Raw genomic sequence first — 9,618 nt, forward strand, 5'->3', positions numbered from 1 at the left:
AAGTCTCTGTTGAAGATCTACGTGGCTGGTTTACTCATTGCTGTTATTGTACCTCAGTAGACTAGAAAATGCTCTATTTAGGTGTCGCTTTTCAATAACTCTCCGTCTCTCGCTTATTATGTAAACTCTCTAAGTAATCAGGGTCTCCATGCATACACCAGTAAGCAACTGTTCGAGGAGAGCAACCCAAAAATCTAGCAATCTCTTGCTGAGTTTTCCCATCGTTTTGAAGCAAGATTATCAAAATCCGTTCCCTTACGTGAGGTAACTCGCTCTCCTTGAACACCTTTTGTAACCGACTTATTTGCTCTGACGTTAGGAAGTTTTTGACTGGTAAGGGCACAGAGATCTTGGAACACTTCTGTCTCTAGTTTATGCAAATTGAATGCCGATTAGCTTACCATCTCACGTCTAGCAGACTGATTTCTGATTGAAAATGTCACCACTTAAAGGGATGCTGAGGGTTTATGGAGGCAGGATTAACTCTTCACAGAGAATACACACTTGCTTCGCACCGATTTTTGCAACACAGCTCTTCCTTGAGGCATAATCCAATGGCTATATGTTTCATCTGTTATTGCTGACTAAGTTGTCAACCTCTAAACCCGTGCTTATTATTTCTGGAGATACGTTGAGGATAGCTTTTATATGGTCAGCGAGTCTAATTGCCAGGGCAATAATAGTTAAGGTAGGATTTGCATATCCTGAAGTAGGAAAGACCGAACTGCCAGCTATATACAAGTTCTCGATCCCATGAACCCGACAATTAGCATTCACAACACCTTGTCTGGGATTGTCGTGCATCCGAGTTGTACCCATGTGATGGCATGAAGGACGATACAGAGCCAATTCTTTAGCTTTCAGCACCTCTGCAGGCTGAAACTTACCAATTCCAGCTCGGGCAACTTCTTCTGCCCAGATTTTCTTGACCCTTTCAATTGTGTAAAGATCTATGTTATTTAACTGCCAGTGAACCTCTGCTTTATTTTGATTGAGGCGATCGCGCTCGTGACTCAGTACAACTCGGTTATTTGGATCGGGTGCTTGCTCAAATTGAGAGATAACTTCAAGCATAGAAAACCTTCGCTTTTCGAAGTTAAGGTAAGACCAGTAGCTCCTCTGTAAACCAGGTAGTTGTCTAATGGCTGCCCAGAAAGTAGCAGCAGCAATATAATTGCTATCGCGAATCGCATTACCAAGATGTTCCAGTGTATTTTTAGGTAACTTTGCATGGTAAACAGATGTTAGCAGTGTTTTCAGAGAACGGATAGCTTCTCTTTGATGGAATTGAGGTCTAGGAAGTAGCTGCGCTCCAAAGTTCAGTAGTTGTTCGCGGTGCATTAAATTTTCAGACAGTGTGACTTGTGCCATCACCGGTACTCCTCTAACATTGCGAATATCGTATAAGCTTGTCCGATCGAAGAAGTGGCGGTTATAGGGAACCAACATGCCGCAACTGATATAACGGCGTTCCATAAAAAACCTGCCAACGAGTTCATTTTGATTTCCTAGTCCCGTCTTTTGTACTCGATTTGAGAGGAGTAATAATCGTGCATTCTCAATTCCACCTGTAGCTAAAACGAATACTTTTGCTGAAATCCAAAACTGCTTATCCTGAGAACAGGCAACTCGTAAACGAGTCACACTTTTGGCTACTTCATCAGTTTCAATTTCTACAACAGTGGCATGAAGAAGAGTAGTGATATTACTCGCTTGTCCGATCTGTTGTTGATAGTCCTGTGTAAAAATAGAACGAGAAGAGTACTGACTTATTGTAGTCATGAACCGATCGCTTTTCAGGGGCAATCGACGCGCTGAAGTCTTTTCCCAATCCTCAACGTTGTAAGTAAAAGCTCCCAACTGACAAACTTGATGTGCTCGTTGATAGAACGGGTCGAGGTCGGTTCTTGTAAAAGGCCAACCACTGTAAGGTAACCACTCGCGCTGTTCAAAATCAATTTTGTCTAAAGGAAAACACCGAAAGCCAGATTGTTTGTAACCGATTGGCGATCCCCAAGTATGAGCGGTACCACCAAATTGACGACAGCGTGATTCACTTAGATTTGGATAGGGATCTCCAATTACCTTACCATCAGCTAGAGATTGTATGTCCTGCTCCAGTTTGCATCCACCACTTTCTAATAAACAAACCTGAAATTTTTGGTTAGCAAACTCACGAGCTAGAGCAATTCCAGCCGGGCCGCCGCCAACAATACAAACTTCAACTTCAAGGCTTATATTTGGTGGTAAAGAGTGAGCGTCAATAATCATTATTAGCTTCTCTATTATTTCTCTTTTTATTTAATTATTTACTTTGTCCCAGAGAATCCCGAACAATTACTAGAAATGAATTGCAGCAATTATCTAAAGGATATAGAAACAATTTGCATATTTTACATCTGATTGATACTACTCCATCAACAACTACCAAAATTTGTTTATCATGCTAGTTTTTTAAAAATCGAGTCGAAAAAGAAGGAAAATAGTAACTCTTGAAGAGAAGATCCATAATAGTTTGAGTTTAGTAAGATTGCAAATGTACATGATAAATACCATATACATAAATTTTGCAATTCAATTGTCGTCAGTCATTTTTTGAAATGCTAGCTGAATTATCTCGTGCTACATTTTTAATGTTCTCATGTAACTTAAAACTCGTCGATAAAGTAAAGTTCAGCTATTTTAATCAGTGAAGTGTTTAAGCCGCAAAAAAAATAGTAAATTAAGTTGTTTTTACTAGAGATAATCCTTTTGTTGAACTAACTGGATAGAAAATTTTGTAAAAAAATATAAAAACTCTCAAAAAACGGTTGTGCCTTATAGAAGCGTGGGACAAGTAGCGATATCACTCCAAGTCCAAGGGCGATCGGCTAAGTCGGCTCGCTGTGCTGCCGTAGTTTCTAAATAATAATGTTACCAAAGCCAATTTTTCAGTATTGTTGCTTAATTGAGTTGAATCAAGCCGTTCCTTTGTTTTTCAATGATTTTTGCGGCATAACCTTTTGTTGCGCTTGGATTCTTTCGAGCACGGTTGCAGCCGCGAGTCGACCGGTTTGAGCACCGCCATTCATGTATCCACTGAATTCGTCGCTCACATGCTCCCCAGCAAAAATCAAATTCCCCACATTGACATCTTGACGTTCTTCAGGATCGTCCGATTCAATGTAGAAAAAGTCGGCAAACTCAGTGAGCTGTCCGAGCTTGAAGCTGCTGTAACCCCCCTTGGTGAAAGGATCTTGAGTCCATTGAGTCCGTAAAAAGCGTCCGTTCGCCGCTCCCTTGGCTCCTGGGATGATATTCTCAAACAAATCTACAAACTTCTTGCCTTGTGACTGAGCGCTGCCAGATTGAACCGCTATGGCTTGGTTACCTCCAACGAAGAAAGTCAGCACTCCATTCTTCCTGTCTGCTTGTCGTTGGGTTGCATCCCAAGCTTCGGAGAATTCCAGGTCGGTCCAGACCTCCTGAACAAACCCATTTTCCCGTCGCCAGACTCTCCGATCGAATCCAGCCTCTAGCTTTTCATTCGAGCTGAGATTGGCTTCGTGAATGAAACGCCTTAACCTCCTTGGCAAGTCAACTTGGATTTTCACCTCTCGCAGTACGGTGAAAGGTATAGCGACAATGACGTAATCGGCATCGACAATATAATTGCCAAAAAAGCTCAGACGAAAGCCACTACCGCGAGACTGAATCTGAGTTAGGCGCATACCAGGAAGAATCTGTCCTGGTAGAGCCTGTGCCAGACTATCGATAATTCTGCCACTACCACCCTCGACCACAAAGGTTTCATCAGAACCACTCAATACCTCTACTTTGTTTCCGTCTACCGCAGGCAGAAGAAATAGGAGTAGTAGAGCTGGAGCCTCTTTGGGTTCGGTACCAAACTCCGTGCGGATAGTATCTTCGATCAGTACGCGAATAAATGGCTCCGGAATCTTATCGGCGTGTTTGTCTAGATAACTGGTAACAGACATCCGATCGAACATTGGTGCAAACTTCTTGTAGTCTTTGTCTAACAAGTCGGCATCATCAGAAATTTGCCGTGCGAGCGAACGCAGTTTATCTGCAACTTCTTCTTCAGAGCGGATTTTTCCATCAAAATAGTAAGCTTCTTTAGGAAAGGGAAATCTAGCTAGCTGCATCCTCATTCCGATTAAATAGTTTCAGACCGAATTCATTTGCCAGCCCCAACATATCTGCATGATTTGTGTTGATGAAGTGACCGCCTAAATCGAGCACCAAACCTTCACCTACAGCACCAGTAACTGAGAGTATGCGCCCTCCTAATCGCTGTCTAGCTTCATAAACGGAAGCAGTCAAGCCAGCCTTTTTGAGCTGGTAAGCTGCATTCAATCCAGCAATGCCAGCGCCAACGATCGCAATTTTGGGGTTCCTTCTCTCTCGACTCCAAGCCGCTTCTAAATCGGGCAATACATTAGTAGTAAGTGCTGTTCCTGTAGCAAGGGCTGCTAGTTTGAGCCAGCGCCGGCGCGTCCATCGAGCCTGCTGTTTGGTCAGCGGTGGAGATTTCCCTTCAGCTTTGAGGTTTTCCCGCTGCGCCTTCTGTAAGGTTCGAATGAATTGGCGAAACTTTGGTGTATGTGCCACGATGTCTCCTTAGCTTATGAGAATTTGACAGAGCGAAGGGTCTAATAACATAGTGTGTAATTAGCCTTCTTTAATCATTTTGATGAGAGTAAATTCTGAAACCTGCTTCAGGTTTAAATTTCTGCCAATGACTCCAAATAGAAAAGTTCGTGCGAAATAAGAGCCTGAAAGCCTATACATCTTGTTGTTGGCGTAAATCCTGGTATGAAACAAGAGGCGGATGCGAATGGTGCTGCTAATATTGGGAGAAAATGTAGCCTCAACGGGTTTAACAGGCGAGAGGGTAGTGGCTGTTTTGGCACAGCCTTTAAGAGTAAAAATTTCTTAAGAATCCTCCACTGTAATCCTGAAAGGATTTAGTGATGGGAGTTGTCAACTAATGTTCCTCACTCAAAATTTGATGCATTTGATCTAGGAGTGCTAACAATCGCCTCTGCTGCTTAGGAGTGCAAATATCTCGACGATTGCTAGCCAGCGACTCTCGGATCTGCCGAGAAATACTTTCTATCTGAGTTAATATAGCTATCTGGATCTCAAGTACGTTTTGCAGCGGCAGCTCCTCAACGTCTTGTCGATTGGATTGGGGTGAAGTACTAATAAGTCTGAGGTTGACTCGTTGGACATTCGCTTGTTTTAGCCGCTCTGGATAAGTTAACGGCACGATTTGAACTTTCTGTGACTCTGCCTCTAATTCTAGTAGCTCACAAGAGCTGCTCTCGCTGGTAGGACTCGAATTGTGATGATTTAATATTGCACCAGCTTTGGTTTGATTAGTTACACTAATTTTACCATTTGTTGCTAAATTTGCTTCAAAATTGGATTGAGAGGAGCACTCGATATCTTGGTTAAACAAGCGCTCGTGCGGTTGGTTTGGTAGATTGGGGTGCTGCAACTGTCGAATTTGGCTCTGAATTTGGCGCACGGATAAGTTTTGTTCCAACACCTGCTCCAGCAGAATGGAACGGAGTTCGTTATCTTTAAGACGAGAAAGGGCAAGCGCTTTGGTGTAATTGAGTGCTTGAGTTTGAATCGCTAATTGTATGTCCGCTGGCAAGTTGAGCAAAGGTAAGCGACAGGTGACAAATGACTCCCAGCTTATCTTTCCCAAGCGATCGAATACGCGAATCACACTAGCAATCATCTCTCGGTCCAAAACGTTCTGGGCTGTTTGTCCTTTAGCTTCCTTTGCCATGCGTACTAGAAAAGATACGGTTGCTTCCCACGATAACTGTAAATGAAGTGATAGCAGGCGCACGATGCCGCGGGTTTCTTCAATCGCATTGAGGTCTTCCCGCTGCAAGTTTTCGACTAAGCTGAGAGTAGCTGCTTCAAGGTCGTCCAGCCACCGGATAATGACAGGGACTCGATCTAGCCCTGCTGCCATAGCAGCACGAAATCGCCGTTCTCCTGCGACTAATTCGTATTTCACGTTCGGACAATCTATCGGTCGAACGAGTATCGGTTGCAGAATCCCATAATGTCGAACTGATTCGGTTAGCTCTTCTAAAGCATCGTGGTGAAAATGATGACGCGGTTGCTCCCATCGACCGATCTGAATCTGGGCGAGCGACACTAACTTGAATTGATGTGGTTCAGCTTCTGCCATAATTGCTTATATTCATCAATAAATGTAGGTTAATTAACTTAGCTATCAGTTACTATGAGATGATTCGATGACTAACTCAAAATTTTCTATTTTCAGGGTGATAGGAAATTTCTAGAAATTTAATAAATTTAGTACTGCAAGCTCTGAAAAACTATGGATTTCACTATTTAACCAAAGCTCTCTACTTGGTGATAAACTATATATTTTCCCAAGCGGAGAAAATGTATTTCATTTTTATAGTTAGTGAAAGACTTGAAGTATAAGCTATATTACTCATGGAGTGATTGCTATGCATAAGCCGATTTTCTTAACTTCTCATAAGAATTTAACTTTATTAATAATGGTATAACGATTACTTTGAAGTTTATAAGCAATATTTAATACTCTCTAAGTGATTTTGTACAGATCTTACTTTTGAAAGAGCCAATAAACTTAGTATTGCCAATAAACTCAGTATTCAAAACATTTTCCATTTTCAATTTCACCACTTTCTCTTAACGGTTTGAGTTCGAACCTAAGAGTCTAAGCTGTCACAATCAGCAAGGAGTAGTTTATTTAAGTTGACTAATAAGAGCGCGAGCGATCGCCACCCGCTGTTTTTGTCCAACAGAAAGTTGGTTAGAATAAGCATCAACGCGATCTCCAAGTCCTACTGTTTCTAAAATTGCTTCTGACTGAGGACACGCCCATCGATTGAAATCGGGTTATGCAGAACTATAGACATTTGTACATTTTGGCTAGCAGTTAAAGAATCTAGCAAATTGTGAGATTGGAAGATAAATCTGATTTATTTACGCAAGCGCTACAATCGGACTTCACTTACTCCATAGAGTTCCTGACTTAAGACTTTTAAACTACCTTCCTGAACTGAACGTAGTCCTCCTATTAGACAATATCATCAAATACAGTAAAAGAGACTTGGAAGAAGGCTCTCTCCTACCGAAAAACTTATCGCAAAATACTTAATTTAGCTATTGAAAAGGCGGTCAAAACATAAAATTATTGTTGTCACACAAATATCACTCACTATTAGTAAGAATTGCAATACTTCTGCCATGCCTGTTTGAAAACATCTAGGAGATTCAGCCAGTCAAAGCTAGGTTGAATAAAGTTGTTTGTTTCTACTCGATCGATGCTAACTAGAGTAAGACAGTAAGAATTTTAATTCGATTGTTATGAGGTTACAAAAACAATGTAACATTTATTATCAACGATTATTTAAAAGGAAATAATCTTTCAATTTTGTATTAGTCGGATGTCACATAAGTAATTATCTGCCGCTCTAAGCAAGTTTTACGACTAATTTTTAAAACTATAACTCGTTTGCGACTTTTAACTTACAGGACTACTAAAACAAGTCATTTATTTTTTACTTTGTTAATAATTATTTGTTATCCACTTTTTTAGAATACTCCCCTCTGGGATATTTGCCCAGTCAAAAGTATTGTTCGTTACAAAAAATAACGAACGTATAGGAATGAAATAGAGCTTATGAGCAAAAGTCAGTAATAGATTGGTATGCAGATGAGCGAGCGGATAAATAAGCTCTACAAATCGTACTTTTTTCTAGTAAAATAGTAAAAAACTTTATTTAGTTCGAGCTAGCTGAAATCTCGATGAATTTTGTACGAGTTTCCAGAGCGATCGTTGATTTTTTCAAGTGCTTATATCTTACTAATGATATACCAATTATATTAAGTTTTTATTGATGACTTGTCTTCTTTCAGAAGAGTTACTACAAGTATTTGTTGTCAGCAAACACATTCAATCTTAAAAATTTGATATTCCTTTATAGTCGAGTAAGAGTTTTGAGTATTTGTAACTATTAAGCCGCTCGTGCAACTACAGATGCGAAGTAACGAACATAATATAGAGCCAGAGAGCAAAAGAAGAAAATGTCAAGGCAGCCGAGGAAGTTAACTCAACCAGCAATTCTTTGGCTTCAGGTCTGGGGCTTGGCAGCCCTGCAAGGCGCAATTACTTTAACTTGGATCGTCTATAACCTGTACCTGCCCCAACTATTGGTTCAATTTGGCTATGCCAAACAGTTAGCAGTTGGTTTGCTGATGGTAGAAAATGCTTTGGCGATCGTCATGGAACCACTGATGGGTGGATTATCAGATCGAGCTAAGCACTGGTTAGGTAGTCGGTTTCCATTTATTGCTGTAGGAGTAGTACTGTCCTCAGCATTGTTCATTGCCATCCCTGCTACGGTTGTTTTTGGTCAACAAGCTGGCGTGACACGAACGGTGTTGCTGGTAGTATTAGTGTCTTGGGCGTTAGCAATGACAGTATTTCGCAGCCCAGCTATCTCTTTACTCGCTCGCTACGCTAAACCTGCCCAGTTACCGTTAGCAGCTAGTTTACTCACTTTAGTAGCGGGAGTCATCGGGGCTTTCAAACCAATCGCCAGCCAATTCATTCTCAGTTTGGGGGCAGTTTTGACTTTCACCATTGGTTCGTTGGTACTGTTAGGAACCGCAGCTGTTTTGCGATCGTTGAATTCCTACGTTCAGACACCAGAGGCAGCGGTAGATCGGACAGCAGTACAATCGCTCTCTATTTCTGCTCTAGGGTTAATTTTTATTACTGGCGCTAGTTTGACTTGGGGAACGAAGTCGTTCATGGGGATGTTGCCACAGATGCTTAGAACCCAGTTGGATATGGCAAATGTGGATTGGTTAATGGTAGGAATTGCAATAGCTCTAGCTTTTGCCGCTCTACCAGCGGGAGAATGGGCGGTGGAAGTAGGCAACCGCAAAGCGATGTTGATTGGGATTGGAGTCACAGTCGGATTGTTAGAGGCGAGCGTATTTATTCCTACCTGGGTGACTTTGGGAGCAGCTGTAGTTGCTGTCATTGCTGGGATGAGTGTGATATTTAACGGTGTAATTCATTTTGCCTTAGCGCTGGTGCCACCACAGCAAGCAGGACTGGGAACGGGGATGTATTTTGGTGGGGTAGCTGCGGCAGTCAGTCTGTTTGGATCGATCTTCCCGCCAACTGCTCCAACTGCACCTGTTATAGGAGCAATTGGAGGCGCGATCGCATTTTTGGTAGCCGCTTTATGCATTGCTGCTAGTTTTCAGGTGCGCTCGACTTCAGATGCAGACTTAGCTACAGATTGAACCAAGACTTCCGAGAGCGTCGGACAAAATCAATGTGTGACAGCTCGGACTTTTCAGGCTCGAACTCAAGCTGTAAAGCAAAAGCCGTGACTAACCCGCTGGCAAAAAGCGTTCCCTCATGCCGCACTAGTTAGAAACAAAGCAGAATCTAGGTTCTACTATCTGCGCAGTCGGTTAAAGTGCAAAGTAGTCGATATACCAAGCTCCGTTGCTACCTCTAACGCTTAGGTCAGCTTTAGCATCGCCATCATAGTCGGCAGAAACGGCAGTGTA

Annotated in this window: 5 protein-coding genes and 2 pseudogenes; 1 reads left to right on the top strand and 6 read right to left on the bottom strand. The window is 42.0% G+C overall.

Going from position 1 to position 9,618, the window contains the following annotated elements:
* Window positions 1–94 precede the first annotated feature (94 nt).
* From DSM107010_RS27825 to DSM107010_RS43165, 6 genes and pseudogenes are all read right to left on the bottom strand, one after another.
* A pseudogene (locus DSM107010_RS27825) lies at window positions 95–343 on the bottom strand (helix-turn-helix domain-containing protein); the annotation flags it as partial.
* Window positions 344–567: 224 nt separating this feature from the next.
* On the bottom strand, window positions 568–2,271 hold the full coding sequence (locus DSM107010_RS27830; RefSeq protein WP_106168439.1) for a GMC oxidoreductase: 1,704 nt from the start codon (window positions 2,269–2,271) through the stop codon (window positions 568–570).
* A gap of 686 nt (window positions 2,272–2,957) precedes the next feature.
* Window positions 2,958–4,151, bottom strand: coding sequence for a flavin monoamine oxidase family protein (locus DSM107010_RS27835; protein WP_199755785.1), 1,194 nt, complete (start codon window positions 4,149–4,151; stop codon window positions 2,958–2,960).
* Entirely contained in the window at window positions 4,132–4,611 is a 480-nt protein-coding gene (locus DSM107010_RS40125) for a flavin monoamine oxidase family protein (RefSeq protein WP_199755786.1), read from the bottom strand. The genes DSM107010_RS27835 and DSM107010_RS40125 overlap by 20 nt, the downstream gene beginning before the upstream one ends.
* Before the next feature lie 376 nt (window positions 4,612–4,987).
* On the bottom strand, window positions 4,988–6,217 hold the full coding sequence (locus tag DSM107010_RS27840; RefSeq protein ID WP_106168438.1) for a ParB/RepB/Spo0J family partition protein: 1,230 nt from the start codon (window positions 6,215–6,217) through the stop codon (window positions 4,988–4,990).
* A gap of 554 nt (window positions 6,218–6,771) precedes the next feature.
* Window positions 6,772–7,106: pseudogene (locus tag DSM107010_RS43165) on the bottom strand (ATP-binding cassette domain-containing protein); the annotation flags it as partial.
* Between the two features lie 1,006 nt (window positions 7,107–8,112).
* On the opposite strand from DSM107010_RS43165, the gene DSM107010_RS27850 reads away from it, so the two are divergent.
* Window positions 8,113–9,345: an MFS transporter gene (locus DSM107010_RS27850; protein WP_106168437.1), complete on the top strand. Its 1,233-nt coding sequence runs from the start codon at window positions 8,113–8,115 to the stop codon at window positions 9,343–9,345.
* Window positions 9,346–9,618: the final 273 nt, after the last annotated feature.

Origin of the sequence: Chroococcidiopsis cubana SAG 39.79 (genome assembly GCF_003991895.1) — a bacterium.
In the GTDB taxonomy this organism is placed as follows: Bacteria; Cyanobacteriota; Cyanobacteriia; order Cyanobacteriales; family Chroococcidiopsidaceae; genus Chroococcidiopsis; species Chroococcidiopsis thermalis.